Genomic DNA, 24,730 nt, shown 5'->3' with positions numbered 1-24,730 from the left:
CGCTGCTACTTACCTTTGACAACTATGGAGTCACAAAAAATAACTAACGTGGAAAAGCGGTGGTACGACGACGCCTGTGGCGCGGCGCTGGGCATGGAGTTCGTCGGCGAGCGCTGGGCGCTGCTGATCATGCGCGAGCTGTTGCTGGGGCCGCGGCGGTTCGGGGAATTGCGCAGTGGGTTGCCGGGACTGAGCGCCAACGTGCTAACCCAGCGGCTCGCTTCGCTGGAGCGGTCGGGGATCGTGCGACGGCGCCGGCTGCCGTCGCCGGCCAATGTCCAGGTGTACGAACTCACGCCTTGGGGACGGGAGAGCGAGCCGGTGATCCTGGCGCTCGCGCGCTGGGCGCTGCGCTCCCCGGCGCATGACCCGAGCCTGCCGTTCTCGCCCGTGTCGCTGCTGCTGTCGCTGCGCATGCTGCTGGTGCCGGGGCGGGCGGGCGACTGGCAGGCGGCCGCCGGCATTCGTACGGGCGAGGAGACGTTCGAGGCCCGGCTGGCGCAGGGCGAGTTGAAGGTGGCGCGGGGGCCGATGCATGGCATGGAGGCGGTGCTGGCGGGCACGCCGTCCGCCTTCCTGCCGGTGATCTACGGCGGCATGCCGCTGACGGCAGCCGAGAAGGCGGGAATGCTTCGCGTCGAAGGGAACCGTGCGGTCGCGGAGCGGTTCGTCACTCTCTTCGCCCTGCCGGACAAGGTGGCCGTTGAGTAAGGCCCCGCGTTCGTCCTAAAGCGGGGCCAAGCCCCCGGCGAAGGGCACGAAAGGCTTTCATGACCAGCACCTCCGACCTCCAGCTCGACCGCAGCGAAACCACCGTCCTCGACGCACCGGACCGCACCGTGGAGGTGCGCGAGGTGTTCGGCATCGACACCGACATGAAGGTGCCGGCCTTCAGCATCGCCGACGAGCGCGTTCCGGATGCCGATCCCGCCTATGTGTTCGATCCGGACACCACGCTCGCGATCCTGGCGGGCTTTGCGTACAACCGCCGCGTGATGGTGCAGGGCTATCACGGCACCGGCAAGTCGACGCACATCGAGCAGGTCGCGGCGCGGCTCAACTGGCCGTCGATCCGCATCAACCTGGACGCGCACATCAGCCGCATCGACCTGATCGGCCGCGACGCGATCGTGCTGAAGGACGGGCAGCAGGTCACCGAGTTTCGCGAGGGCCTGCTCCCCTGGGCGCTGCAGACCCCCACGGCACTGGTGTTCGACGAATATGACGCCGGTCGCCCGGACGTGATGTTCGTGATCCAGCGTGTGCTGGAGACGGAGGGCAAGCTGACGCTGCTCGACCAGAACCGCGTGATCCGCCCGAACCCGTATTTCCGCCTGTTCGCGACGGCCAACACGGTGGGCCTGGGCGACACCAGCGGGCTGTATCACGGCACCCAGCAGATCAACCAGGGCCAGATGGACCGCTGGAACATCGTGGTGACGCTCAACTACCTGCCGGCCGAGACCGAGGCGAACATCGTGCTCGCCAAGTCGGGCGAATACGACCAGGCCGGCGGCAAGGAGACGGTGCAGAAGATGGTCCGCGTGGCAGAGCTCACGCGCCGCGGCTTCATCAATGGCGACATCTCGACCGTGATGAGCCCGCGCACCGTCATCACCTGGGCGCAGAACGCGCTGATCTTCAAGGACGTGGGCTTCGCCTTCCGCCTGTCGTTCCTCAACAAGTGCGACGAGGCGGAGCGCGGGCTGGTGGCGGAATATTACCAGCGCGTGTTCGGCAAGGACCTGCCGGAAAGCGTGGCGAAGAAGGGTTGAACCCCGGGAGGGGGTGGACTAACTCATTGGTCCACCCACGTGGAGGCGCGCGATGGCCGAGGCCGACCCGCACAAGATCTACAATGTCCACGAGGCGAAGACCCACTTCTCCCGGTTGATCGACCGTGCGCATGCGGGCGAGGAGATCGTGCTCGCCAAGGCGGGCGTACCCTATGCCAAGCTGGTGCCGGTAGCGCCGCCCAAGCAGGAGCCGCGCCGCCCCGGCCGGTTCGCGCACCTGCGCAAGGACGTGCCCAGCGACATCTGGTTCGAGCCCGAATACAGCGATGCCGAACTGGACCGCTTTGCGGGCACGTTGGCGGATCTCTGACGCTTGGCCTATCTGCTCGACACGCATGCGCTGATCTGGTGGTGGCTTCAGGACCCGAAGCTCTCGCAAGCGGCTGAGGACGCGATCGCAAGCCGGGCGGCGCACGTGTTCGTGAGCCCGATCTCCGCGTTCGAGATCGCGCTGAAGGTACGTCAGAGTCGCCTGGCGGCAATGGCCGAGCCGCTTCGGCAGTTCGAAGACGCCGTGGCGGCGGACGGCATGACGCACCTGCCGCTGCGGCACGACCATTGCCGCACGGCCGGGCTGATGGAGAGCGAGCATCGCGACCCGTTCGACCGGCTGATCGCGGCGCAGGGCCTGACGGAAGGCCTGATTGTGATCACAAAGGACCCGCAGTTTGCGGCGTTCGGATGCGAGACGCTTTGGTAATGGCGACGGACACGCTTCTCGACCAGTTCCGCGACGCACTGCGGGGCACCGCGCGCGCGCTTTCGGGCGATGCGGAGGTGGAGCTTGGCTTCACCGCCGATGCGCCCGCGGCATCCGGTCGGCACATCAAGGTGCCGATGCCCGCACGCGCGCTGCCGCCCGAGCAGGTGGCGGAGGCGCGCGGCTTTGCCGACGGCTTCGCGCTCCGCATGCGGCTGCACGACCATGCGCTGCATGCGCGCAACGCCCCTGCCGATGCGGTCGCGCGCGCGGTGTTCGATGCGGCGGAGACCGCACGCGTCGAGGCACTGGGGTCCGAGGGCTATGCGGGCATCGCCGACAACCTGGACCAGGCGCTGGCGATGCGGTTGCGTTCCGATCCGCTCGCGCGGGCGCGCACCCGAGCCGAGGTGCCGCTGTCGACTGCGGTGGGCCTGATGGTGCGCGAGCGGCTGACGGGCAAGCTGCCGCCGGCGTCGGTGGCCCCGGGCATGGCGCTGGTGCATGATTGGATCAAGGAGCGGGCCGGCGAGGCGCTCGATGCGCTGGCGGCGAGCGTGGGCGACCAAGCGGCGTTCGCGCGTGCGACCACGCGCATGCTCGAGGGCCTGGAACTGGTGCAGGGCGAGGTGGAGCCCGAGGACAGCGACGAGGGCGGCGAGGAAGACGAGAGCACCGAGGATCAGTCGCAGGACGAGGGCGACGACGGTGAGGCCGAGGAGCAGCCTGGCGGCGAGGGCGAGGTAGAGGCGCGCGGAGAGGACCGGCGCGACCAGGACGCAGGCGGCGAGGGCGAGGAACGGTACGACGACGCGGCCGAGGATGGCGAGGGCGAGCCCGGCGACGAGGGCGAGGGCATGATGCCGGTGCGCCCGAACCGCAACTGGTCCGACCAGCCGGCGCAGTTCGACTACAAGGCGTTCACGACCGCGTTCGACGAAGTGGTGGCGGCAACCGAGCTGTGCGACTCCGACGAGCTCGATCGGCTGCGCGCCTATCTGGACCAGCAGCTGATCCAGCTGCAGGGCGTGGTGACCAAGCTGGCCAACCGGCTCCAGCGACGGCTGATGGCGCAGCAGTCGCGCAGCTGGGACTTCGACCAGGAAGAGGGGATGCTCGACGCCGCTCGGCTGGCGCGCGTCGTCATCAACCCCGGCCAGTCGCTGTCGTACAAGATCGAGCGCGAGGCCGAGTTCCGCGACACGGTGGTGACGCTGCTGATCGACAATTCGGGATCGATGCGCGGGCGGCCGATATCGATCGCGGCGATCAGTGCCGACATCCTGGCGCGCACGCTGGAGCGGGTGGGCGTCAAGGTCGAGGTGCTGGGCTTCACGACGCGTGCCTGGAAGGGCGGCCAGTCGCGCGAGGCGTGGCTGGCGGCAGGGCGCCCGCCGCAGCCCGGCCGCCTGAACGACGTTCGCCACATCGTCTACAAGCAGGCCGACGAGCCGTGGCGCCGCGCCAAGAAGGCGCTGGGCCTGATGATGCGTGAGGGGCTTCTCAAGGAGAATATCGACGGCGAGGCGCTGCTGTGGGCGCACGGGCGGCTGATCGCCCGGCCGGAGGACCGCAAGGTGCTGATGGTCATCTCCGACGGCGCGCCGGTGGACGATTCCACCCTGTCGGTGAACTCGGGCAGCTATCTGGAAAAGCACCTGCGGCAGGTGATCGGCTGGATCGAGGGGCGGTCGCCCGTCGAGCTGGTGGCGATCGGCATCGGCCATGACGTGACCCGCTGGTATTCGCGCGCGGTGACGATCATGGATGCCGAGCAGCTTGCCGGCACGATGATCGACCAGCTCGCCGCCCTGTTCGACACGCCGTGAAGGACGTGGAGCCGCCGGCGGGCGGCTTCGCCGGGCCGGTCAAGCGATCGGTGACGATCGCCGGGCACCAGACCTCCATCAGCCTCGAGCCGCTGTTCTGGCAGACGCTGGAACGGGCGGCGGCGGCGCGTGCGCTGCCGCTCAACGCGCTGATCGCCGCCATCGACGCCGCCCGCATCCAGTCCGACGATCCGCCCAACCTCGCCAGTGCGCTGCGCTCCTGGCTACTCAGCGACATCTTGATACAAAGCTGATAGTCACTCGCAATAGCGTTGACTCTGCAAACTCCTCGCAATAGCAGTGCTGCGACAACTGCATTGGGGGGAAATTTCTTGAAACAGCACATCGCTGCCCGGACACCTGGCGCGACCTTCCTGGCGCTTTCCTGCGTCGGCTTCATTGCCTCCAGCCCGGCTGCCGCCGCTCCTGCGGATCCGGTCGTGAAGCATGGTACGACCGAGCCGGACGACCAGATCCTGCGCACCGACGAGGTGGTGGTGACCGGCGAGGTCTATTCGCCGCGCCAGGAGAGCCCGAAGAACACCCGCAAGGTCCGCGACATGCCGCAGACCGTGACGGTGATCACCAACGAGACCATCGAGCAGCAGAACCTGCTGACGCTGCGCGACGTGCTGACGACGGTGCCGGGCATCACCTTTGGCGCGGGTGAGGGCGGCGCCGGCTTTGGCGACGCGATCAACCTGCGCGGCTATTCGGCCAACAGCGACATCACTCAGGACGGGGTGCGCGACAGCGCGCAATACACCCGCACGGACTCGTTCAACCTGGAACAGCTGGAGGTCGTGAACGGCGCCAACTCTGTTTATGCCGGATCGGGTTCGGTCGGCGGGTCGATCAACCTGGTGACCAAGCGCCCGCTGGCGATCGACCGCACGGTGGTGACCGGCGGCATCGGCACCGACGACTATTACCGCGGCACCGTGGACACCAACGTCCGGGTCAGCGACCTGGTCGCGGTGCGGCTGAACGCGATGGCGCACAAGAACGACGTGCCGGGCCGCGACGTGGAGAACTACCGCCGCTGGGGCCTGGCGCCGTCGGTGACGATCGGGATCGAGGGGCCGACGCGGCTGACCTTCCAGTACCTCCACCAGGAGGACGAGAACATCCCGCAATATGGCGTTCCCTATTACATCAACGCGACGAACGACGGGCCGCTGCCGGGCGTCGACCGCAGCAGCTATTACGGCTTCCGCAACATCGACACGCAGGAAAGCAACGTCGACCAGTTCACCGCGACGTTCGAGCACGAGTTCAGCGACCGGGTGAGCATCCGCAACCTGACCCGCTGGCAGGACGTGCGCCAGCTGACGCTGGTCGATCCGCCGCAGGGGACGTTCTGCCTGGCAGATAACCTGACCGCCGTGGGGGCGCCCTGTACGAATACCCAGGGCCAAGTTGTGGCGCCGGCGGGCTTTTACCTGCCGTCCGGCCCGCGCGGGAACACGCGCGACACCCGCAACCAGCTGGGGTTCAACCAGATCGACCTGCGCGCGGTGGTGGACACCGGGGGCATCGAGCACACCATCACCCTGGGTGCGGCGGTCAGCTGGGAGAAGTTCTTCCTGTCGAGCGGCAATTCGCTGCGCAATTCGGACGGATCGACGCCGTTCACCAGCCTGCCGCTGATGTCGATCGGCAACCCGAACGACGTGGTGACCGGACCCGCCGGCTTCACCTATGGCAACAACGTCTACGACGGGCCGGTGAACTTCATCCCCAGCGCGCGCCAGACCGGGGTGCTGGAGAACTACGCCGCTTACTTCTTCGACGCGATCAAGTTCTCGGATCACTTCGAGATCAACGGCGGGGTCCGCTACGAGCACAACAAGGGCTGGAACCGCAGCGACGTCGTGCAGGCGACGAGCACCGGCGCGCTGCCGCTGGGCACGGTCACGCCGGGCGAGCGCCTCGACAACAAGGACAATCTGTTCTCGTACCGCATCGGCGCGGTCTACAAGCCGGTCGAGGCGGTCAGCCTCTATGCCGCCTACGGCAATTCGGAGACGCCGTCGAAGACCTCGGTCAACGGCTCGTGCACCGAAGCCACCTGCAACGTGAAGCCGGAGAGCGCCAAAAACTACGAGATCGGCGCCAAGGCGGAGCTGTCGGACGGGCGCCTGCTGCTGACCGCGGCCCTCTTCCGCAACGAGCGCGACCAGTACAAGGTGGCGACGGGTGATCCGACGATCCCCGAGCAGCAGCTCGACGGCAAGTCGCGGGTCGACGGGATCGCGCTGGGCGCGGTAGGCCGGATCACGCCCGCTTGGACGATCACCGCCAACTACACCTATCTCGACAGCGAGGTGCTGCGCAGCATCGCCCGCAACTCGCCCCCCGGCACGATCGACCCGCAGCGGGGCAATCCGCTCACCAACACGCCCGAGCATTCCGGCAGCCTGTTCACCACCTATCGCCTGCCGTTCGGGCTGCAGCTGGGCTATGGGCTGACCTATCAGGGCAGCTTCTACCTCAGCAACAGCACGCCGGACGCCGCCACCGTGCTGTACAAGGTCGACGACTATCTCGTGCACAACGCCTATCTGGCGTACGACTTCACGCCGAACTTCTCCGCGCAGCTGAACGTCAAGAACGTGGGCGACACGGAATATTACACCCGCGTGCGCAACAACGCCTCGACAGGCGTGGGCTGGGCGACGCCGGGCGAAGCACGCTCTGCGGTGCTGACGCTCAGCTACCGCATGTAAGCAAGACTCGGCCGCGGTGCTCCAAAGAGTGCCGCGGCCAACCCGCAAGAGAAAGCCGCCGCCATGCTGATCGCCATTCCCGAGGTGCTCGATGCCGCTGCCGTCCGGCGGCTGCGGGGGATCATCGACGCGGCCGAATGGGTGGACGGCAACGTCACCTCCGGCCACCAGTCGGCGCTCGCCAAGCGCAACGAGCAACTGCCGGAAGCGTCGGCGGCCGCAAAGGAAGCGGGCGGCATGATCCTGGACGCGCTGGGCCGCACGCCGTTGTTCGTGGCGGCGGCGCTGCCGGCCAAGGTGTTTCCGCCGCTGTTCAACCGCTATGGCGTCGGCCAGACCTTTGGCGCGCACGTCGACAACGCCGTGCGCATCCAGCGCGGCACCGATTTCCGCATCCGCAGCGATCTTTCGGCGACGCTGTTTCTGGAGGACCCGGCTGCGTACGACGGCGGCGAGCTGGTGATCGAGGGGCAGTTCGGCGTGCAGAGCGTCAAGCTGCCGGCCGGCCACATGATCCTCTATCCCGCCTCCAGCCTGCACCGCGTGGAGCCGGTGATGCGCGGGCGGCGGGTCGCGTCCTTCTTCTGGATGCAGTCGATGGTGCGCGACGATGGCGAGCGCCGGATCCTGTTCGAGCTCGACCAGTCGGTGCAGCGGCTTGCCGGCGAACTGGGCCATGCCGATCGCTCGGTAATCGAGCTGACCGGCGTCTATCACAACCTGCTGCGGCGCTGGGCGGAGGTCTGAGCACCAGTTGCGACTTGTTCGCAACTTCTGCCTGCCCTATGCCCGCGCCATGCCGGCGAGAGACCATCCGGAGCTGCGACCGTGACGCGGGCGACCGTCCGCGCCTGGTACCTGGTGCACAAATGGACCAGCATCGTCTGCACGGCGTTCCTGCTGATGCTGTGCGTGACCGGCCTGCCGCTGATCTTCCATGACGAGATCGACCGGTTGAGCGGCGGCGACGTGGCCGCGGGCATGACGGGGCAGGGATCGTCGGGCGAGGGGCCGGGGCTGCTGCCGCTCGACACCATGCTCGCCAAGGCGCTGGCTGCGCGTCCGGGCGAGGTGCCGCTGTTCATGGCGTTCGACAACGAGCGTCCGCAGATGACCATCACCACCGGCCCGCGCCCCGATGCGCCCGCGGCCGAGATGACGATGCAGATCTACAACCGCGCGACCGGAGAGCTTGCGGAGGTCGCGTCGGAAGAGGGCGTCATGCACTTCCTGCTCCAGCTGCACACCGACATGTTCCTGGGGCTGCCGGGGATGCTGTTCCTGGGGGCGATGGGCGTCGTGTTCGTCGCCTCGATCGTGTCGGGCGTGGTTCTCTATGCGCCGTTCATGCGCAAGCTGGACTTCGGGACGCTGCGCACCTCGCGCAGCCGGCGGCTGAAGTGGCTGGACACCCACAATCTGCTCGGCATCGTGGCGCTTGCCTGGATGCTGGTGGTGGGGCTGACGGGCGTCGTCAACGCGCTGGCGACGCCGATCATGCAGATGTGGCAGGCGAACGAGCTGGCCGAGATGACGCGGGCCTATGCCGGAAGGCCGGCGCTGCCAGTGTCGCGCTATGGCTCGCTCGACGTCGCGATGGCGGAGGCGCGACGGGCGCGTCCTGGCAATAACCCGCAGTTCATCGCCTTTCCGGGCGGTGGTTTCAGCAGCAAGCATCACTATGCCGTGTTCCTGCAGGGCGATACGCCGCTCACCGAGCGGCTGCTGACGCCGGCGCTGATCGATGCCGAGACCGGCCGGCTGACGGACGTGCGGCCGCTGCCCTGGTATGGCCAGGCGCTGCTGCTGTCGCAGCCGCTGCACTTCGGCGATTATGGCGCGTTGCCGCTCAAGATCCTGTGGGCGGTGCTCGACCTGTTCACGATCGTGATCCTGGGATCGGGGCTGTACCTGTGGCTCGGCAAGCGCCGGGCGCCGCTGCCGGCGCGGGTGCGCGAGGTGGAGAGCGGCGGCGAATGGGTGCCGGCGGAATGATCCGCTCGACCTTTGCGCTGCCGACGCTGATCGCACTCCTGTCGGTGGTGGGGCTGGTGAGCGCGCTGACCGGCGACGGCGTGCGCGACGTGCTGTCGTGGATTGCGCTCGCGGTGCCGGTGGTCGCGGTCGGCTGGGCGATGCGCGCGCAGCGGCGCTGACGAACGGCTTAGCCGAGCATCGCCTGGAGCGCAGGCGACAGCCATTCCACCAAACCGCGCTCGGTGCGCACCACGGTGCGGGCGGCGAGGGCGTGCTCCGTTGCCCAGCTGCGTGCTTCCTCGGGAGGGAGGACGGTGAGCACCGTCGCCCAGGCGTCCGCGTGCATGCAGTCGGCGGCGAGCACCGTCACCGAGGCGGTGCCGTGCACGATCGGGCGGCCGGTGCGCGGATCGAGTGTGTGGGCGTAGCGGCGGCGGCCGCTGGTGAAGCTGCGGCGATAGTCGCCGGAGGTGGCGATGGCGACGTCGTGCGCGGCGATGCGCAGCGGCGGGAGCGCGGTTGCGGGAAGCGGCTCCACATCGACCCACCAGGGCTGGCCGTCCGGGCGCAGGCCGCGGCCGACGAACTCGCCGCCGATCTCGACCAGCAGGTCGCGGTGCCCGGCTGCTTCGAGGGCAGCGGCGAGCGCATCGACGGCATAGCCCTTGGCGATGCCGGAGAGGTCGAGACGCGCGTCCCGCAAGCGGCGGGCGCGCAGCAGCAGCGGATCGAGCTCGAACGCGTCGAGGCCGGCAGCCGCATGCGCCACCTCGATCGCCTCGGCTGGGGGAGGGGACGTGCGCGGCCCGGAGGGGCCGAACCCCCAGAGGTCCGTCAAGGCGCCGATCGTGGGGTCGAAGGCGCCGCCGCTTGCCCCTGCCACCCGCCAGGCGCTGGCGAGCACGGTGGCGAGCGCCGGGGGCAGGCGTTGCCAGCTGCCGATCGGTGCGCGGTTGAGCCGGGAGAGGGCGGAGCCCGGGTCCCAGTGGCTCATGTCGGCGATGACCTGCCCGAGCACCCGGCCGGCGATGGCGCGGGCCGCCTGCGGGTCGCCGCCGACGATCTTGGCCGCCCAGCTGGTGCCCATCGCCTCGCCGGCGACCGTCGTGATGCCGGCCGCCGGGTCGCGGCGCGCAAAGGCGGCCGGACCCGGAACCGAGGGGATGGCGATGCGCGTGTGCGTCAGGGCGCCAGCACCTCGAGCGTCGCGATATAGGCGGCGCGACGGGCGGGCGGCGGAGCCTTGGGAGCCGCCCCTTGCGCGGCGCCTGCTTCGCCGCGGCCGCCGCCGGTGGAGACGTTCAGCCAGTACATGCCCGGCTCCGGCCAGGTGATGCTGACCTTGCCATCGGCGCCGGTCTTGAGGTCCATCTGCTTAAGCGCGTCGCGATAGCGGATGCCGCCCGGGATCACCGTGACGGGAAGGCCGGCGGCGGGCTTGCCGTCGAGCAGGAACTGGAAGGTCGCCGCCTCCCCCGAGACGAGATCGTTGGGGTGCGTCACCGGCACCAGCTCCAGACCCTTGCCGGTGGTCTTGAACACGGTGGTGGTGGGCGCGCCCGAGGTCACGAAGATCTCGTTGCGGCTGGTGCTGGCAGTGGTGCGCACGTCGGTCGCGCCTGCCGGGATGGCGGCGGCGAGCTTGTCGGCGGTGAGGCCGCGCGGCAGCCGCTGTTCCTGGCCGTTGAGCTTGTAGCTGCCCATCACCCCGTCCGAGACGGCAGCGATCTTGTACGTGCCCTTTTGCGTCAGATGGACGTCGAAGGTGCTGCGGTAGCGGCTGGTGTTCCAATTCTCGATCTTGCCCGCGCTGCCATCCGGCTGCGTGACGGCAGGCGGCGTGCGCATCGGGAAATGCTCGAAATAGAAGAGGTCGTTGGAGATGGCGGCGTCGACCGTCACCCAGGCGTCGTCGCCCGACACGATGGTGGTCGACGGCAGCATCCACTGGCGGTGTGCGCCCGCAGTGACGGGAAGCAGCACGGCGACGGCCGTGGCGGCGGCAAGCAGGCGATTGCGAAACATGATTCTGGTTCCTCCCAATGGTGTCAGCGGCGGACGGTGAGCGTCACCGCGCCCAATTCGCTGGTCCCCGCGGCGCGGGCGGTGCCGCCGCCGGCCGGCGGCCACGCGAAGGGCAGGCGCAGCAGCTCGCGGCCGCCGACTTCGCGCGCCGCCTCTACCACCAGCGTGTATTTGGCCGGGCCGAGCTGGCCGAGCGGGCCCTTGCCCGCGGAGAAGCTGAGCTTGTGCGTGCCGGGCGCGCGGGTGGCGCCGGTCACGCCATCGGCGGGGAAGGACATGCTGCGGCCGGAGGCGCGCCACCATTGGCGCACGTCGCGCAGCCATTTGGTGCCCTCGCCATTCTTCATGTCATGGTCGTACCAGACCGCCAGGGTGCGGGCGCCGCCGCCCTCCTTCTCCAGCCACACGGCCACATAGGGCTTGTGATATTCGGCGACCGACAGGCGCGGGATGGTGATCGACAGCTCGAGCGTCTGCGCCTGGGCGGGCGCGGCGATGCCGGCGGCGGCGGCGACCAGCGGCAGGCCGGTGAGCACGAGATGGTGGCGGACGTGCATGGGCAAGGCTCCCAGGGGTCTCAGTGGATCAGGAAGACGGCGATCAAGGCCGGGATCACCAGCCCCAGGCCGACCAGCGGCCAGGTGCTGCGGCGCTTGGCCGAGTGGAGCTGGAGCAGGAACAGGCCCGTCACCGAGAAGATGACGCAGGCGCCGACGAAGATGTCGATGAACCAGCTCCAGGCGGTGCCGGCGTTGCGGCCTTTGTGGAGATCGTTGAGGTAGGCGATCCAGCCGCGATCGGTGCGCTCGCTGGTGACGGCGCCGGTCTCGCGGTCGATCGCGACCCAGCCGTCGCCACCGGGGCGGGGGAGGCCGAGGTACACTTCGCCGGCGGACCATTCCGCATCGCCGTGCGGCGTCAGCGGCAGCGTCTTGGCTATCCAGGCGGCGACCGGGGCGGGAAGCGGGCGCTTGCCGTCGGGGCGATCATCGGGGCGGACGAGCGGCAGCAGATCGGCCGGCAGCGTCGCCTGGCCGGAAGCGACGGTGGGCGTCCCCTCGATGTCGGCGGCGTGGTTGAGCGTGAAGCCCGTGATTGCGAACAGGAGCAGGCCGATCAGGCTGAGCGCCGAGCTCATCCAGTGCCAGGTGTGCAACTGACGTAGCCAGAAGGCCTTGCGGCTCTTCTTGCGGGGCACGGACGGGGAGGGGACGGCGGCTGCTGGAGGCATGCGGATCGCTGTTCGAAAGAAGGTGCCTTTCGAATACGCGAACAATTCTCAATTGCAACAAGGAAGTGAGGAACGCCTCAGGCCTAAGGACCGCGGCGACCCCGAAGGGCCGCCGCGGCCTTGGATCAACGCCCCAGCAGGACGCGCGCCTGCCCGGCGATCTGCGCGAGGATCGCCAGCGTCGGGGTGGGCGCCAGCCGGGCACGGGCCACGAGCGCAGTGAACTGCGCGACGCGAGGCTGGTTCTCCGCCATCCAGGCATCGACCGCCGCCTGCGGATCGGTGCCGTCGATCCGGGCGAGGAAGTCGAGCCGCAGCTGCTGGAAGTCGCGCGAGAGACCCGCGATCAGCAGCCGCTCCCACGGATCGCCGCTGGTGATGCGCGCCGTGGCGGCCTGCGCCCAGTCGAGCCCCAGTGCCTCGCCCAGATGCGTGAACGCATGGGCGAGCACCACTTCGTCGACCCCGCGCTCTGCACCCAGGTCGGCCAGGCCGATGGCGCCGTCCAGGTCGAACAAGCGGACGACCCGGGCGCTGAGCGCGTCGGGAGCGCCGGCCGCGGCGAGGCGCTCGCGCATCCGCTCGCTCTGGGCCCGGGCCTCGCTCAGCAGGAGCGAATCCGCCTGCGCGTCCAGGCGGTCGATCGCCGGCTTCAGCCGCGCGATGGCCTCGGCCGGGCGCGTGCCCGGGCGGCAGGCGCGCAGCAGGTCGGCGATCTGCACGCGGGTGGCGGCGGCGGCATGGCCGATCAGCGCGAGGCGTGCGTCCTCGCTGATGTCCGCCTGCTCGATCTGCGCCCAGAGGGTGGGCAGGTCGAACAGCCGCTCGGCGACGACGAACATCGCGGCCAGATCGCCGACGGCAGCGCCTTCCTCCTCGACCAGTTCGGTCGGATGGAGCACGCCCAGCCGGTTGACGATGCGGTTGGCGAGCTTGGTGGCGACGATCTCCCCACGCAGGCGGTGCTGTTCGATCGCATCGCCGAACCGCGCCTGCATGGCGCGCGGGAACGCGGCCTGCAGGTCCGGCAGCAGTTCGGGGGTATGGCCGAGCTGGTTCGCCTCGATCGCGTCCTGGAGCGCGAGCTTGGCCGAGGCGAGCAGCACCGCCAGCTCCGGGCGGGTGAAGCCCTGGCCCTCCTGCGCGCGGCGCAGCAGCTCGTCGTTGGGGGCGAGGCCCTCGACGGCGCGGTCGAGCCGGCCGGCGCTTTCGAGCATCTCGATCACGCGGACATAGCTCGGCACCGCGACGGCGCCATCGCCCTCCATGAAGGAGAGGGCGAGCGTCTGGAGGCGGTTGTCCTCCAGCACCAGCCGGGCGACGTCGTCGGTCATCTCGGCCAGCAACGCGTTGCGATCCTCGAACCCGAGCCGCCCTTCCGTCATCTCGCGGTTCAGCGCGATCTTGATGTTGACCTCGTTGTCCGAGCAGTCGACGCCCGCCGAATTGTCGATGAAGTCGGTGTTGATGCGGCCGCCCTTGGCCGCAAAGGCGATGCGCGCGGCTTGCGTGACGCCCAGGTTCGCGCCTTCGCCGACGACCTTTACGCGCAGCGCCTCCGCATTGACGCGGATGCGATCGTTGGCGGGATCGCCGACGTCCGAATGCGCCTCGTGCCCTGCCTTCACATAGGTGCCGATGCCGCCGAACCACAGCAGGTCGGCGGGCGCGCGCAGGATCGCGGAGATCAGCGCGGTCGGGTCGAGCTCGGTGTCCTCGATGCCCAGCATGCGGCGCACGGGCTCGGACAGCGGGATCGTCTTGGCGGTGCGCGGGAAGACGCCGCCGCCTTCCGAGATCAGGCCCTTGTCGTAATCGTCCCAGCTGGAGCGGGGGAGGTTGAACAGCCGCTGGCGCTCCTCCCAGCTCTTGGCGGCATCCGGGTTCGGATCGAGGAAGATGTGGCGGTGGTCGAACGCGGCCTGCAGCTTGATCGACTTGGACAGGAGCATGCCGTTGCCGAACACGTCGCCCGACATGTCGCCGCAGCCGACGACGGTGACCGGATCGGCCTGCACGTCGACGCCCATTTCCAGGAAGTGGCGCTGGACCGACACCCAGCCGCCGCGGGCGGTGATGCCCATCGCCTTGTGGTCATAGCCGTGGCTGCCGCCGCTGGCGAAGGCATCGCCCAGCCAGAAGCCGCGCTCCATCGCCAGCGCATTGGCGACGTCGGAGAAGGTGGCGGTCCCCTTGTCGGCGGCGACCACGAAATAGGGGTCCTCGCCATCGAGGATCGTCACGCCCTCCGGATGGACGACGCGGTTCTCGACGAGGTTGTCGGTGATCGACAGCAGCGTGCGGATGAAGATGCGGTAGCTCTCCGTCCCCTCCGCCAGCCAGGCGTCGCGATCCGAGGGAGAAGGGAGCTGCTTGGGGTAGAAGCCGCCCTTGGCGCCGGTCGGCACGATCACCGCGTTCTTGACCCGCTGCGCCTTCATCAGGCCCAGGATCTCGGTGCGGAAGTCGTCGCGCCGGTCCGACCAGCGCAGACCACCGCGGGCGACCGGACCCGCGCGGAGGTGGATGCCCTCCACGCGCGGCGAATAGACGAAGATCTCCCGCCACGGCAGCGGCTTGGGCAGGCCCGGCACCTTGGCGCTGTCGAGCTTGAACGCCAGCGCTTCGGCCGCGGCGGGGGCAAAGGCGTTGGTGCGCAGCGTCGCGCCGATCAGCGCTCGCATCGCGCGCAGGATGCGGTCGTCGTCGATGGCGGAGACGGCGTCGAGCCCGCGCTCGATCGCGGCGTCCGCTTCCTCGGCCCTCGCCGCGTCCGCATTCGCCGGATCGTGGATCGCGGCGAAGCGCTCGACCAGCGCACGCGCCACCTTCGGCGCGCGCCGGAGCGCGTCGACGACGGTGCCGAGCGGGTAGGTGAGCCCCGCCTGGCGCAGATAGCGGAACCAGGCGCGGAACAGCACCACTGAGGCAGGGGCGAGCCCGGCTTCCACGATGAGCCGGTTGAAGCCGTCGTTTTCCGCCCGGTTCTCCAGCACGGCGGCGATCGCTTCCTCGGCCACCCGCACGTCGAACTGCGGCGCACCGGTGGCGCCGGGCAGCTCGACCGCGAAGTCGTGGATGAAGGACTGCGCCTCGTCGCTGAGGCGGGTGGGGATTTCCTCCACCACGCGGAAACCGAAGTTCTCGAACACCGGCACCGCATCCGACAGCGAGAGCGCGCCGCCCTGGCGGTAGAGCTTGATCCGCAGCGTTCCGTCGGGCGCCGTCAGGATGCGGACCGAGCGGCTGCCGGTGTCGCTGAGACTGCCCAGGCGCAGCACGTCGTGCGCCGCTTCCTCGGCCGTGTTGACGTTGCGGTAGTTGACCGGGAAGGCCGTGGCATAGCGCAGCGCCAGCCGGGCGGCGGCGCCTGAGGGCGCGATCTCGCCCAGCGCCGCCTCGATCGCCGGGCTCCAGCCGCGGACCATCCGTTCGACGCGCCGGTCGAGCTCCGCGCCGTCGGGCATCTGCCCCTCGCCGCGCAGGTCGAGCATGTAGCGGATCAGCGCGGCGTCGCCCTCGACGGCGATCGTCCAGCTGAGCAGCCGGGCGTGCGCCGCCTCGCACAGCATGTCGCCAATGGCGCTGCGCCGACCGGTCGAGAGATCGTCGCGCTGCAGCCAGACGAACGCGAACAGGTGGCGTCCGAGCGGGCTGCGGATCAGCACCACCCGCGAGCGCGGCCGGTCCGCGATCGACATGGCGGTGAGCGCCAGCGTCTCCAGTGCCTCCGGCGGAAAGGCCGTGGTGAGATCATGGGGCAGGGCGGTCAGCGCATGGGCGAGCGACTTGCCGGCATGACCCGTGGGATCGAAGCCGAACTGCGCCTGGAGCGCGGCGAGGTTGCGGCGCAGCACCGGTACCTCGGCGGGGGCGGCATGCAGCGCGGCGCTGGTCCAGAGCCCGGCGTGGATCGACAGGCCGACGACCTGGCCGCCGTCGCGGATCGGCAGCACGACCAGGTCGAGGGGCGCGCGGCGGTGGACGGTCGATAGCGCGTTCGATTTGAGCAGCAGCAGCGAGTGGCCTGCTTCGAACCAGGCGATCGCGCGCTGGCGGGAGCTTTCGGCGAGCATCTGGCTGTGGATCGGCCGGCGGGCGATGCCCAGGCAGTCACGGTCGCTCTCGCCCGCCGACCAGCGCAGGTGCCCCAGCAGCGTGAAGTTGCGGTCCAGGAACCATTCGAGCAGCGCGCGGGTCTCCGGATCGGGCGTCTGCGCCGCATCGTCGCGCATCGCCTGCTGCATCGGCTGCCAATCGGCGACTGCGGCGCGGACGTCCGCCAGGTTGCGTTCGATCTCGTCGCTCAGTTCGCGGCGCAGCCGGGCGTCGACGCGGTCCATCTCGATATAGACCATCGATTCGCGCGCGCCGCCGTCGGCGATGTCGACAATGGAGCCGGCTGCGTCGCGCACGACCGGGAGCACGGGGTGGATGATGCGTTCGATGAGAAGATTGTGGCCCGTGATCGCGGCCGCGATCGAATCGACCAGGAAGGGCATGTCGTCGTTGACGACGGCAAGCCGCATGCGGCGGCGCCCGTCGGTGGTGACACTGTCGATGGCGATGGAGGCCGACCCGGGCGGGCGGGCGCGGGCGGCATCTGCCACCAGCCGTACCGCCGCCTCCCGTTCCTCGGTTCCGAGCCCTTCGAGTTCGCTCGGAAGCGCACCATCGAACAACCTCGCCGCAATTGCCTGCGGCACCTTATCCTCTTCGGTCATGGCAGGGATATGCGCCCCGGCTTCGACCGGCTCAACCCTTGTCGCAGGTGCGAAGGGATTGCTGCGCTGCGTCAGTCGCGCCGCACGCGGCGGATCGCCTCCTGCGTGAGACCATCGCTGCCGTCCACGGCGCCGACGATCTCGACGCGGCCGTCCAGCGTCGCACGGCCGAGCAGCAGAACGAACTCCTCCGTCCCTGCATCCAGGTCGACCGATCCGAGCGCGGGGGCGGTACGCAACACGTCGCTCGCGGATCGAAGGTTGCCCTCGGGCGCGTCCAGCCCTGCGCTCGGCCCGTCTGCCCAGGCGGGTGCGACGGGGGCGGGGGGCGGCGCATCGGTGCTGCGGGCGTCCGCCATCTCCGCTGCCAGCTGCGCCTGGATGCGCGCGTCGGCGACTTCCTTCCAGTTGATCACGCCATAGATGAAGTTGATCCGGCGCTGGTCGGACGAGAAGGGCATCAGGATGCCGCGATAGAGGGTGGGATGGCCGCGTTGCGACACGAACTCCGCCTCGAACCCGATCGGCGCGCGGCTGGCCAGGATCTGCGGATATTGTTCGGTGAGGCGCGCCAGCAGCGAGCCCTGCGGTACGTCCGCGATCCTGAGGATGCCGGAGGTGACGCCGCACTCCTCGCGCACGGCATGACCGATGAAGCGGATGCGCGGCTCGGCATCGTCGTGCGAGAAGTCGAGCAGCACGCCGTGCGGGCCGAAATCGCCGGCCGCTGCGAGATCCAGCTCGTCGATGGTCGGATAGGTGCGGCCCTTAAGCAGCGAAATCCAGTGGTTGTACGCGCGGACATGCATCCGCCGCTCGTCGCCGCCGATCACGCGCTGCGGTTCCGGCCCCTGTCCGACGCCATCGCGGTCGAACTCCTCTCGTTCGGGCTGATCGTCCGGCCCGCGCGCCCTGTCCATAGTCGATCCTCACGGGCGTCGCTGCCCGGGTGCATTGTGACGGTTCATGGTAAAGGATGAATGAAACAATCGCCGGCGGGTGCCGGCGGCCGGTAATGTGCGAAAACAGCGCAAGCGGCGCTTGCCACCGCCGCCACCCGCTGGTAAGCGCGCGCTTCCCACGAGGCGCTGTGCGCCCCATGTGCCGCTTTAGCTCAGTTGGTAGAGCATCGCATTCGTAATGCGGGGGTCACAGGTTCGAGTCCTGTAAGCGGCACCACTCCCGGTCAAAGCTGGGCACTCCAGCTTTGACAGGCATGTGAAGGGCGGTGACAAACCAGGCCACAGGACCGCCGGCGCAGTGCCGTCGGGGGCGGAGTAAAATCCGGCCAGTTGGTAAGCTGCTCCCTTTGCGGAGCGGCGGGGATGTTTGTCGTGGAGAGCTACGCAGCGGTCAGACGGTTTGTATTTGTCGAGGGGCATAGTCGCCGGGAAGCGGCGGAGGTGTTCGGGCTGAACCGGGATACGGTACGCAAGATGTGCCTGTATTCGGCGCCTCCTGGATACCGCCGGACGAAACCTCCGACCAAGCCGAAGCTCGGGACGCTGCTACCGGTTATCGACGCAATCCTGGCAGCCGACCGCGAGGCGCCGGGCAAGCAGCAGCACACGGCCAAGCGGATCTTTGAGCGGCTGCGCGACGAGCATGGCTATACGGGCGGCTACACGATGGTGAAGGACCATGTGCGGCTGTGCAGGGCCCGCGGGCGCGAGACCTTCGTGCCGCTGGCGCACCCGCCGGGGCATGCACAGGTCGACTTTGGCGAGGCGGTCGCGGTCGTCGGCGGGGAGCGGATGAAGATCCACTATTTCTGCATGTCGCTGCCGCAGTCGGATGCCTGCTTCTTCAAGGCGTATCCGCGCGAGACGACCGAGGCGTTTCTTGACGGGCACGTGTCGGCATTCGCGTTCTTCGGGGGCGTGCCGCTGTCCATCCTCTACGACAACACAACCATCGCCGTGGCAAAGATCTGCGGCGATGGAACGCGCGAGCGCACACGCGCCTTCACCGAGTTGGTCAGCCACTACCTGTTTCAGGACCGTTTTGCGCGTCCAGCGCGAGGCAACGACAAAGGCAAGGTCGAGGGGCTGGTGAAGTTTGCGCGCAACAACTTCATGGTGCCCGTGCCGGTCGCTGCCAATTTCGATGTCCTGAACGCCAGGTTCGAGGAGTCCTGCCGTACGCGCCAGGGCGAGCATGCCGGTCAGCACGCGCAGACCATTGCCGAGCGGCTGGCGGCAGACGTATCGGCATTGCGCACGCTGCCGTCCGTACCACTGGAGCCATGCGAGAAACGCGCGGCGCGCGTGTCGTCGACCGCGATGGTGCGCTACCGGACCAACGACTATTCGGTGCCGACCGCGTACGGCTACCGCGACGTGATGGTGAAGGGGTTCGTCGACGAGGTCGTCATCATATGCGCGGGCGAAGAGATTGCCCGGCACGCGCGTTGCTACGACGAAGGCGTATTCGTCTCCAACCCACTGCACTATCTCGCGCTCATCGAGACCAAGCCCGGTGCGCTCGACCAGGCGGCAGCCCTTCAGGACTGGAACCTGCCGGACATCTTCCAGCATCTGCGCCACCTGCTCGAGGCCCGGATGGGCAACAAGGGTAAACGCGAGTTCATCCAGGTGCTGCGGCTGCTCGAGGCGATGCCGCTTCCCATCGTCACGGATGCCGTGACCGAGGCAGTCCAGTTGGGCGCACCTGGTTTTGACGCGGTAAAACTCATCGCGCTGGCGCGTATCGAGCGCCGTCCGCCGCGCCTGGATTTAGCGGCGTATCCGCACGTGCCCAAGATGGACGTCAAAACGACGTGCGCGGCCGACTATGCGGTGCTGGCAGCATGACGGACAAGGACGCCATGCCGGTGGGCACGACCGCAGGTACGCCACAGGTGCTGCTCGCCCATCATCTCAAACAACTCAAACTGCCAACCGTTCTGCGCGAGTACGAAAAGGTCGCGCGCGAATGCGCGCAAGGCGGGGTCGACCACACGCGCTACCTGTTGCGGCTTATCGAGTTGGAGCTCATCGACCGCGAGCGCCGGACCATCGAGCGACGGATCCGCGCAGCCCGTTTCCCGGCTGTGAAGAGCTTCGACACCTTCGAGTTCACCGCCATCCCCAGCCTGAACAAGATGATGGTGGTCGAGCTCGCACGGTGCGAATATATCCTGCGCCGCGAGAACGTCATTGCGCTCGGCAACAGCGGGACAGGCAAGACGCATGTAGCCCTCGCGCTCGGCCTGGCGGCTTGCCAGAAGGGCTTCACAGTCGCCTTCACTACCGCGGCCTCGCTGGTGAACCAGTTGATGGAGGCGCGAGACGAGCGACGGCTGCTCAAGCTCCAACGCGAGATGGCGGCCGTGAAGCTGCTCGTCGTCGATGAACTCGGCTACGTCCCGTTGTCCCCGACCGGCGCCGAACTGCTCTTCGAGGTGCTGTCGCAGCGCTACGAGCGCGGCTCGACCATCATCACCTCCAACCTGCCGTTCGAGGACTGGACGCAGGTGCTCGCCTCCGAGCGGCTGACCGGCGCACTGCTCGACCGGCTCACCCACCATGCCACCATCCTGACCATGAACGGCGACAGCTATCGCCTCAAGCAGTCCACCGGACGCAAACGTCGCGGGGCGGAGCAAAACCAGGCCAGTGCCCTGTCCGACCCGGACACCGGTGAGATATTATCTTCCTGACCATCAGGCCGAGGACGGCAACGATATGAAAAGGGCCCCGATCGGGGCCCTTTTCATATCGTCAGCGCGCGCCTCAAGTGGCCTGCTTTTACTCCGCCCCGCTGGCCTGGTTTTGCTCCGCCGTTGACACTCTACGGAGCGGGCTCGAGCCAATACAACCGCCTCAAATTAAAGGCGACCGAGCATGAGGGTCTTGCGGACGACCTAAGCTGGGACTCGGTTGGCCGAAGTAGGACCGGCGGCTTCGGCACCCTTCATCTCGGCCAAGACACGGCCCAAGCGCTCCAGCGCATGGCCGAGACGGTCCATACTTCCAGGCGCGTTAACAACCGTTTTGGGGAGGGCACGAGCCCGAGGCTTAGGCAAATCAGGGAAGGGTTGGATGCGCTCGGCATCGACAGCGACAGCGTCCTGCACCACAACATGCCCCGGCTCTTCTACGCCTGCGAGCTTGGTTATGGCTCCCGCAGCAGCTTGCTCGGGCTGGAGGCGCCAATCGCGGAGCCCGCCCCCGCCGGGACAATCGCGGCGGCGTGGCGCCGCCGCTGGCTGATGTCCCGGATCACGCGAACCGAGACTTTAGAGGTGCTGACCACCCTCGGCCCCAGAAGCGTCGCGCTGAGCCTCAGGCCGGACCAAGATCCCGACCTGTTCGCGGCCTCATTCTAGCCTGCCCGAAAAGGGTCCACCCACGAGTGTGTGGTCGAAGATCACGTTGAGCAAATAGATAAGTATCCGACATGCTGGAAAGAGGATCCGAACGTTGATTCAGGTCAGAAATCAACCGATGATCATGGCTCTGCGCGTGCAGGAACTTTGCGGCGTTTGACGTGATGGGTTGGACGGCCCCTGCACCAGCGTAGCTGTGCAATGATGTGGCCGTTGAGCCATGTGTGGACGACCCCTGCGGTGCAAGAGCTTTCGTGCGGCGATGAGCACCGGTCGGGTGCATCCATGTGTTCGGCCTGTTCGTGCAGCACCGCATGGCTGCTGGCCCTGATGAAGTCCGCGGATCGGATCCCTAATCACGTCATCGCGCTCGAAGCGCTCTGCTCCCCTGGGCTTGTTCGATCCCCGGTCTAACCGGTTTGTCATCAGTAAGCGTGGCCGGTAGGCCGCCTTGTTATTGCGGCCGGCTCTTCTGGTAGGCGAGCTTGCCAGCATGGCGGCGGATGGCGATGGCGGCGACGGCGCGCCGGGTGAAGCGTTCGTCGATGTCGTCAGGGTTGTAAGGGCCGCCATACCAGTTGCGCAGTCGGTCGTGTTCCTCGTGAGTGGGGTCGCCCATGGCGTCGAGGAACATCTCGTATCCGGGCAAGCCACCGACATCCTCGGGTGGACAGCGCCGTTCGCCGGCGACGAAGCGCGGGTATTTGACGTCAGGCTCGCCGGGGCCGACCGTTTCCACGGTGATGGTGTGCCGCCAGTCGTCGCCCATGTCGTAGGTGTAGACGAGTTCTTTCATGCCCCGGTCGAGGAGGGCGGCGAGCTTCACGTTCTTGGCGGCCGCCATGCCGCTTTCCGACCACATCGGGTCCGGCACGCCGTAGCGGTGGTCGCCGGCCTCGAAGTGCCAGAGATGACAGTTCTCCCAGCCCATCGCAGCCTGGACGACATCGTGGAGCATCTTGAGGCTGGCGGTGACCGGCACGTCGACCCGGCGCCAGATGGCGGGTTCGATGTTGTCCAGGACGAGGTGCAGGCGGGCAACGGTTTCGGCGCTCATGCCGCCAGCCTGGCAGGTTCGCGAGCCCAGTTCCACGGCATGAGCTCGTCCCAGCGGCTGGCGGGCCAGTCGTCGGCGACCCTGGCGATGACGTCGGCGATGTACGCCTGCGGGTCAACGCTGTTGGCCTTGCAGGTCTGGATGACGGTGTAGATCGCGGCGGCACGCTCGCCGCCCGCCCTGGAGCCGGCGAACAGCCAGTTGCGGCGACCAACGGCGACGCCGCGCAGGGCACGCTCGGCGATGTTGTTGTCGATCTCCAGGCGGCCGTCGTCGAGGAAGCGGCACAGTGCCGGCCAGCGTTTGGTGCCATAGGCGATGGCCTTGGCCATATCGGACTTGGGCGACAGGCGACGAAGGGCAGCGTCGAGCACCTCGCGCAAGGCGCCGACCAACGGCTTGGTTCGGTCCTGTCGCACTCGGTGCCGGACATCCGGTGGCTGGTCGCGCACCTCGGCTTCGACGGCATAGAGCGCGCCGAAGCGCTGGAGGATGTCGGTGGTCAGCGGCGTGGGGATGCGCTCGTGCAGGTCGAACACCTTGCGCCGGTAATGCGCCCAGCACGCTACCTCGGTGACACCGCTGCGGTACAGCCCGTCATAACCGGCATAGGCATCGGCCTGGAGGAAGCCGCGGAAGCCGGCGAGATGCGTCTGCGGGTGCGCGGCGGTCCGGTCGGGTGTGAAGCGATACCAGGTCGCGGGCGGCGCCGTGCTGCCGGACGCGCGGTCATCGGCCGCGTATACCCACAGCCGCCCGGTCGCGGTCTTGCCTCGGCCCGGGTCGAGCACCGGCACCGGCGTGTCGTCCGCATGGATCTTGTCTGCGGTCAAGACAGCATCACGGATACGGCTGACGACCGGGTCGAGCAGGACTGCGGCCTGCCCGGTCCAGCCGGCAAGGGTGGAGCGGTCGATGTCGAGGCCCTGCGCCGCCATCATCTCGGCCTGACGATAGAGCGGCAGATGGTGGTCGAACTTGGAAACGACGACATGCGCCAGCGTGGCGAAGGTCGCCTTGCCCCGCGCCACGGCGCTGACCGGCGCGGGTGCCTGCACGATTTTCTCGCAAGCCCGGCAGCTATATTTGGGGCGAACGTTGCGCACGACCCGCCAGTGGACCGGCATGACGTCGAGCATCTCGTGCGTATCCACGCCCAAGCGACGCAACATGCCGCCACAGTCCGGGCAGGTGCAGGCACCAGATGCCGGCTCATGGACTACTTCCTCGCGCGGCAAGTGGTCCGGCAGGCTGCGGACCGGTGCCGGTCGCGGCGCTACTTCGGGTGCCGCAGTCTCGACTGCGGAAACATCGCGCTCGGTTTCCAGCTCTTCCAGTGCCAGTTCGAGCTGCTCGACCTCGCGGCCCAGCTTCTCGGATGAGGCGCCGAACTGCATCCGCCGCAGCCAGGCAATCTGCCCGCGCAGGGTGTCGATGAGCAGGTCGCGGGCGACGAGCGCGGCATTGGCCCGGGCGAGCGAAGCCTCCAGCGCGGCGATCCGCGCGATGACATCAGCTGAGGAAACGGGCGCTTCCGACACCAGGATTGCATAGCAGATCGCATGCCGACGGGCGAGCAAAAGCCACGCGAAACCGCCGTTTTCAGCCCGCCAGTGTCGGCACGAACGTGCGCTCGGGCCGGCGCCAGTCGATGCCCTCCAGCAGCATCGACAGCTGCGCCGGCGTCAGCGTCACCGCGCCGGTCGCGGTCACCGGCCAGACGAAGCGGCCCCGGTCCAGCCGCTTCGAGAACAGGCACAGCCCCTGGCCATCGAACCACAGCAGCTTGACCAGATGACCGCGTTTGCCCCGGAACGCGAACAGCGCGCCGGAATGCGGATCCTCGCGCAGCACCTGCTGGACCAGCACCGCCAGCCCATCGAAGCCCTTGCGCATGTCGGTCACGCCGCAGGCCAGGAACACTCGCGTCGGCAACGGCGTCGGACTCACCTCAGCACCGACAGCACCCGCGCCAGCGCGCCGGCGTCCACCGAGCCGTCCACGCTCACCCGCACGCCACCCGCCAATTCGATGCAGATGAGGCCGGGCGTGGATGTCGCCGGCTGTGGTGCAGGAACCTCAGCCACACACACCTCGGCGAATGTTGGCAGCGCGGGCGCTATGCCGCCCAGCTTGCCCAGCCGCGCCTGCTTGCGCCACGTATACACCAGCCCGCTCGATATCTCGCGCCGCTCAAGAACATCGCGAACCCGGACGCCAGGCCGGAACGCCTCGGCCAGGATCTCCAGCTTCTCCTCGTCCGACCAACTCCGCCGGCCCGACACCCGGCCGACCACCTCCACGGACCCGAAAACTTCCCGCACCGCTATCG

At 68.3% G+C, this 24,730-nt stretch carries 23 protein-coding genes and 1 tRNA gene; 14 read left to right on the top strand and 10 right to left on the bottom strand.

All coding sequences use genetic code 11. The features are described from left to right. Positions 1-48 precede the first annotated feature (48 nt). The 10 genes from EDF69_RS15035 to EDF69_RS14990 all read left to right on the top strand — a co-directional run bounded on the left by EDF69_RS15035 (position 49) and on the right by EDF69_RS14990 (position 9,210). Positions 49-711: a winged helix-turn-helix transcriptional regulator gene (locus tag EDF69_RS15035; protein WP_339538601.1), complete on the top strand. Its 663-nt coding sequence runs from the start codon at positions 49-51 to the stop codon at positions 709-711. 59 nt (positions 712-770) lie between these two features. Continuing rightward, complete coding sequence (gene cobS / locus EDF69_RS15030) at positions 771-1,775, top strand: cobaltochelatase subunit CobS (RefSeq protein ID WP_125959888.1); 1,005 nt, start codon at positions 771-773, stop codon at positions 1,773-1,775. 52 nt (positions 1,776-1,827) lie between these two features. Beyond that, positions 1,828-2,106 carry a type II toxin-antitoxin system Phd/YefM family antitoxin gene (locus EDF69_RS15025; RefSeq protein ID WP_132883139.1) on the top strand — a complete coding sequence of 93 codons (279 nt, stop codon included), beginning with the start codon at positions 1,828-1,830 and terminating at the stop codon, positions 2,104-2,106. Between the two features lie 3 nt (positions 2,107-2,109). Further along, positions 2,110-2,496 carry a type II toxin-antitoxin system VapC family toxin gene (locus tag EDF69_RS15020; RefSeq protein ID WP_132883140.1) on the top strand — a complete coding sequence of 129 codons (387 nt, stop codon included), beginning with the start codon at positions 2,110-2,112 and terminating at the stop codon, positions 2,494-2,496. Further along, positions 2,496-4,325: a cobaltochelatase subunit CobT gene (gene cobT, locus EDF69_RS15015; RefSeq protein WP_132883163.1), complete on the top strand. Its 1,830-nt coding sequence runs from the start codon at positions 2,496-2,498 to the stop codon at positions 4,323-4,325. The genes EDF69_RS15020 and cobT overlap by 1 nt, the downstream gene beginning before the upstream one ends. Then, complete coding sequence (locus EDF69_RS15010) at positions 4,322-4,579, top strand: ribbon-helix-helix domain-containing protein (RefSeq protein WP_132883141.1); 258 nt, start codon at positions 4,322-4,324, stop codon at positions 4,577-4,579. Before cobT ends, EDF69_RS15010 begins: the two co-directional genes overlap by 4 nt. 78 nt (positions 4,580-4,657) lie before the next feature. Next, positions 4,658-7,054, top strand: coding sequence for a TonB-dependent receptor (locus EDF69_RS15005; RefSeq protein ID WP_239555518.1), 2,397 nt, complete (start codon positions 4,658-4,660; stop codon positions 7,052-7,054). Between the two features lie 63 nt (positions 7,055-7,117). Further along, entirely contained in the window at positions 7,118-7,801 is a 684-nt protein-coding gene (locus tag EDF69_RS15000) for a Fe2+-dependent dioxygenase (protein WP_132883142.1), read from the top strand. Positions 7,802-7,882: 81 nt separating this feature from the next. Beyond that, a complete protein-coding gene (locus EDF69_RS14995) occupies positions 7,883-9,049 on the top strand; it encodes a PepSY domain-containing protein (RefSeq protein WP_132883143.1) in 1,167 nt (388 codons plus the stop codon). Next, entirely contained in the window at positions 9,046-9,210 is a 165-nt protein-coding gene (locus EDF69_RS14990; protein WP_165890012.1) for a hypothetical protein, read from the top strand. Before EDF69_RS14995 ends, EDF69_RS14990 begins: the two co-directional genes overlap by 4 nt. 8 nt (positions 9,211-9,218) lie before the next feature. On the opposite strand, the gene EDF69_RS14985 is transcribed toward EDF69_RS14990, so the two are convergent. From EDF69_RS14985 to EDF69_RS14960, 6 genes are all read right to left on the bottom strand, one after another. After that, complete coding sequence (locus tag EDF69_RS14985; RefSeq protein WP_132883144.1) at positions 9,219-10,118, bottom strand: FAD:protein FMN transferase; 900 nt, start codon at positions 10,116-10,118, stop codon at positions 9,219-9,221. A gap of 95 nt (positions 10,119-10,213) precedes the next feature. Continuing rightward, positions 10,214-11,056, bottom strand: coding sequence for a DUF4198 domain-containing protein (locus EDF69_RS14980; protein ID WP_132883145.1), 843 nt, complete (start codon positions 11,054-11,056; stop codon positions 10,214-10,216). Between the two features lie 23 nt (positions 11,057-11,079). Continuing rightward, on the bottom strand, positions 11,080-11,613 hold the full coding sequence (locus tag EDF69_RS14975; RefSeq protein ID WP_132883146.1) for a DUF2271 domain-containing protein: 534 nt from the start codon (positions 11,611-11,613) through the stop codon (positions 11,080-11,082). 20 nt (positions 11,614-11,633) lie between these two features. Continuing rightward, positions 11,634-12,287 carry a PepSY-associated TM helix domain-containing protein gene (locus EDF69_RS14970; RefSeq protein WP_132883147.1) on the bottom strand — a complete coding sequence of 218 codons (654 nt, stop codon included), beginning with the start codon at positions 12,285-12,287 and terminating at the stop codon, positions 11,634-11,636. 125 nt (positions 12,288-12,412) lie between these two features. Continuing rightward, positions 12,413-17,011 (bottom strand): NAD-glutamate dehydrogenase, encoded by a 4,599-nt coding sequence (locus tag EDF69_RS14965; RefSeq protein ID WP_132883148.1) that lies wholly within the window; start codon positions 17,009-17,011, stop codon positions 12,413-12,415. A gap of 71 nt (positions 17,012-17,082) precedes the next feature. Further along, positions 17,083-17,931 carry a hypothetical protein gene (locus tag EDF69_RS14960; protein WP_339538594.1) on the bottom strand — a complete coding sequence of 283 codons (849 nt, stop codon included), beginning with the start codon at positions 17,929-17,931 and terminating at the stop codon, positions 17,083-17,085. Between the two features lie 183 nt (positions 17,932-18,114). Between EDF69_RS14960 and EDF69_RS14955 the strand changes: the two genes are divergently transcribed. The 4 genes from EDF69_RS14955 (at position 18,115) to EDF69_RS14940 (ending at position 21,341) form a co-directional block, all read left to right on the top strand. Then, positions 18,115-18,190 (top strand) — tRNA-Thr (locus tag EDF69_RS14955). 146 nt (positions 18,191-18,336) lie between these two features. Then, the gene (gene istA / locus EDF69_RS14950; protein ID WP_132884630.1) at positions 18,337-19,824 is read left to right on the top strand and encodes an IS21 family transposase; all 1,488 of its coding nucleotides are present in this window, start codon (positions 18,337-18,339) and stop codon (positions 19,822-19,824) included. Between the two features lie 14 nt (positions 19,825-19,838). Then, a complete protein-coding gene (gene istB / locus EDF69_RS14945; protein ID WP_204991410.1) occupies positions 19,839-20,672 on the top strand; it encodes an IS21-like element helper ATPase IstB in 834 nt (277 codons plus the stop codon). A 291-nt stretch (positions 20,673-20,963) separates the two neighbouring features. Then, complete coding sequence (locus EDF69_RS14940) at positions 20,964-21,341, top strand: hypothetical protein (protein WP_132884642.1); 378 nt, start codon at positions 20,964-20,966, stop codon at positions 21,339-21,341. A 454-nt stretch (positions 21,342-21,795) separates the two neighbouring features. Here EDF69_RS14940 and EDF69_RS14935 read toward each other — a convergent pair whose 3' ends face one another. The 4 genes from EDF69_RS14935 to tnpA are packed head-to-tail and all read right to left on the bottom strand — an operon-like array spanning position 21,796 to position 24,722. Then, positions 21,796-22,398: a plasmid pRiA4b ORF-3 family protein gene (locus tag EDF69_RS14935; RefSeq protein ID WP_132884633.1), complete on the bottom strand. Its 603-nt coding sequence runs from the start codon at positions 22,396-22,398 to the stop codon at positions 21,796-21,798. Further along, positions 22,395-23,957 carry an IS66 family transposase gene (gene tnpC, locus EDF69_RS14930; RefSeq protein ID WP_425336666.1) on the bottom strand — a complete coding sequence of 521 codons (1,563 nt, stop codon included), beginning with the start codon at positions 23,955-23,957 and terminating at the stop codon, positions 22,395-22,397. Before tnpC ends, EDF69_RS14935 begins: the two co-directional genes overlap by 4 nt. Positions 23,958-24,000: 43 nt before the next feature. After that, a complete protein-coding gene (gene tnpB / locus EDF69_RS14925) occupies positions 24,001-24,348 on the bottom strand; it encodes an IS66 family insertion sequence element accessory protein TnpB (protein ID WP_304537245.1) in 348 nt (115 codons plus the stop codon). Next, on the bottom strand, positions 24,345-24,722 hold the full coding sequence (gene tnpA, locus EDF69_RS14920) for an IS66-like element accessory protein TnpA (protein WP_339537905.1): 378 nt from the start codon (positions 24,720-24,722) through the stop codon (positions 24,345-24,347). The genes tnpB and tnpA overlap by 4 nt, the downstream gene beginning before the upstream one ends. Between the last annotated feature and the right edge of the window lie 8 nt (positions 24,723-24,730).

Origin of the sequence: Sphingomonas sp. JUb134, from assembly GCF_004341505.2 — a bacterium.
In the GTDB taxonomy this organism is placed as follows: Bacteria; Pseudomonadota; Alphaproteobacteria; order Sphingomonadales; family Sphingomonadaceae; genus Sphingomonas.
This window is presented reverse-complemented; position numbering and strand designations above follow the sequence as displayed.

What these genes read in the sequence shown, in the direction of transcription:
- EDF69_RS14940 (WP_132884642.1), top strand. Translation starts at nt 20,964, where the DNA reads ATGGCCGAGACGGTCCATACTTCCAGGCGCGTTAACAACCGTTTTGGG.
- istB (WP_204991410.1), top strand. Translation starts at nt 19,839, where the DNA reads ATGCCGGTGGGCACGACCGCAGGTACGCCACAGGTGCTGCTCGCCCAT.
- EDF69_RS15025 (WP_132883139.1), top strand. Translation starts at nt 1,828, where the DNA reads ATGGCCGAGGCCGACCCGCACAAGATCTACAATGTCCACGAGGCGAAG.
- EDF69_RS14960 (WP_339538594.1), bottom strand. Translation starts at nt 17,931, where the DNA reads ATGGACAGGGCGCGCGGGCCGGACGATCAGCCCGAACGAGAGGAGTTC.
- EDF69_RS14975 (WP_132883146.1), bottom strand. Translation starts at nt 11,613, where the DNA reads ATGCACGTCCGCCACCATCTCGTGCTCACCGGCCTGCCGCTGGTCGCC.
- EDF69_RS14990 (WP_165890012.1), top strand. Translation starts at nt 9,046, where the DNA reads ATGATCCGCTCGACCTTTGCGCTGCCGACGCTGATCGCACTCCTGTCG.
- EDF69_RS15000 (WP_132883142.1), top strand. Translation starts at nt 7,118, where the DNA reads ATGCTGATCGCCATTCCCGAGGTGCTCGATGCCGCTGCCGTCCGGCGG.
- cobT (WP_132883163.1), top strand. Translation starts at nt 2,496, where the DNA reads ATGGCGACGGACACGCTTCTCGACCAGTTCCGCGACGCACTGCGGGGC.
- EDF69_RS14970 (WP_132883147.1), bottom strand. Translation starts at nt 12,287, where the DNA reads ATGCCTCCAGCAGCCGCCGTCCCCTCCCCGTCCGTGCCCCGCAAGAAG.
- istA (WP_132884630.1), top strand. Translation starts at nt 18,337, where the DNA reads ATGTTTGTCGTGGAGAGCTACGCAGCGGTCAGACGGTTTGTATTTGTC.
- EDF69_RS14965 (WP_132883148.1), bottom strand. Translation starts at nt 17,011, where the DNA reads ATGACCGAAGAGGATAAGGTGCCGCAGGCAATTGCGGCGAGGTTGTTC.
- EDF69_RS14935 (WP_132884633.1), bottom strand. Translation starts at nt 22,398, where the DNA reads ATGAGCGCCGAAACCGTTGCCCGCCTGCACCTCGTCCTGGACAACATC.
- EDF69_RS14985 (WP_132883144.1), bottom strand. Translation starts at nt 10,118, where the DNA reads ATGGGCACCAGCTGGGCGGCCAAGATCGTCGGCGGCGACCCGCAGGCG.
- cobS (WP_125959888.1), top strand. Translation starts at nt 771, where the DNA reads ATGACCAGCACCTCCGACCTCCAGCTCGACCGCAGCGAAACCACCGTC.
- EDF69_RS14980 (WP_132883145.1), bottom strand. Translation starts at nt 11,056, where the DNA reads ATGTTTCGCAATCGCCTGCTTGCCGCCGCCACGGCCGTCGCCGTGCTG.